1 tRNA gene and 2 rRNA genes are annotated in these 1,404 nt (G+C 46.8%); all 3 read left to right on the top strand.

The annotated features are described in order from the left end of the window. A 16S ribosomal RNA gene (locus VR7878_RS20635) occupies positions 1-195 on the top strand; the annotation flags it as partial. A 61-nt stretch (positions 196-256) separates the two neighbouring features. Further along, positions 257-332 (top strand) — tRNA-Ala (locus VR7878_RS20630). A gap of 303 nt (positions 333-635) precedes the next feature. Beyond that, a 23S ribosomal RNA gene (locus VR7878_RS20625) occupies positions 636-1,404 on the top strand; the annotation flags it as partial.

Raw genomic sequence — 1,404 nt, 5'->3', positions numbered from 1 at the left:
TAATCGTAGATCAGAATGCTACGGTGAATACGTTCCCGGGCCTTGTACACACCGCCCGTCACACCATGGGAGTGGGCTGCAAAAGAAGCAGGTAGTTTAACCTTCGGGAGGACGCTTGCCACTTTGTGGTTCATGACTGGGGTGAAGTCGTAACAAGGTAGCGCTAGGGGAACCTGGCGCTGGATCACCTCCTTACGTGAAGATATTTTGGATGAGTGTCCACACAGATTGATTCGGTTTATAGCAAAGAGAGTCTGGGGCTATAGCTCAGCTGGGAGAGCGCTTGCATGGCATGCAAGAGGTCTGCGGTTCGATCCCGCATAGCTCCACCATCTTTAAGGGTTTTTGATAAAGAATCTTTAAACATGGTTTTGTAGATACAAAATCCTTGCTCTTTAACAATTTGGAAAGCTGACAAAATAATGTTTGTTTCTTTGGAAACAGATGATTATTTGTAAAAGTTCTCAATCCTTTCTCGAAAGAGAAAGACCAACACAATCAAGTGTTCTTGGGAATGCACAGGTAACTGTGTATTCAAATTGAGTCCGGCAAAACCAAGTCACACACTCATGTATAAAATATTGTGTGACACCTAGGTTACTAATAATGCAGCTCGAAACTTCTTCGGGTTGTATGGTTAAGTGACTAAGCGTACACGGTGGATGCCTTGGCAGTCAGAGGCGATGAAGGACGTACTAACTTGCGATAAGCGCAGATGAGGCAGTAAGAGCCACTTGAGTCTGCGATTTCCGAATGGGGAAACCCAGCTGCAGCAGCAGTTATCATTAAGTGAATCCATAGCTTAATGAGGCGAACCGGGAGAACTGAAACATCTAAGTACCCCGAGGAAAAGAAATCAACCGAGATTCCGAAAGTAGCGGCGAGCGAAATCGGACTAGCCCTTAAGCTTTTAGAGCGTTAGGTGAAGTGTCTGGAAAGGCACGCAATAAAGGGTGATAGCCCCGTAACCGACGGCGTTGTTTAAGTGAAATCGAGTAAGGCGGGACACGTGATATCCTGTCTGAATATGGGGGGACCATCCTCCAAGGCTAAATACTCCTGACTGACCGATAGTGAACCAGTACCGTGAGGGAAAGGCGAAAAGAACCCCTGTGAGGGGAGTGAAATAGAACCTGAAACCGTGTACGTACAAGCAGTAGGAGCCTCTTTATGGGGTGACTGCGTACCTTTTGTATAATGGGTCAGCGACTTATATTCAGTGGCAAGGTTAACCGATTAGGGGAGCCGTAGCGAAAGCGAGTGTTAACTGCGCGTTTAGTCTCTGGATATAGACCCGAAACCGAGTGATCTAGCCATGGGCAGGTTGAAGGTTGAGTAACATCAACTGGAGGACCGAACCGACTAATGTTGAAAAATTAGCGGATGACTTGTGGCTAGGGGTGA

It is taken from the genome of Vibrio ruber DSM 16370, assembly GCF_900163965.1.
Taxonomy (GTDB): domain Bacteria; phylum Pseudomonadota; class Gammaproteobacteria; order Enterobacterales; family Vibrionaceae; genus Vibrio; species Vibrio ruber.
Note: the sequence above shows the minus strand (reverse complement) of the source record. Positions and strands in the feature narration are given on the sequence as shown.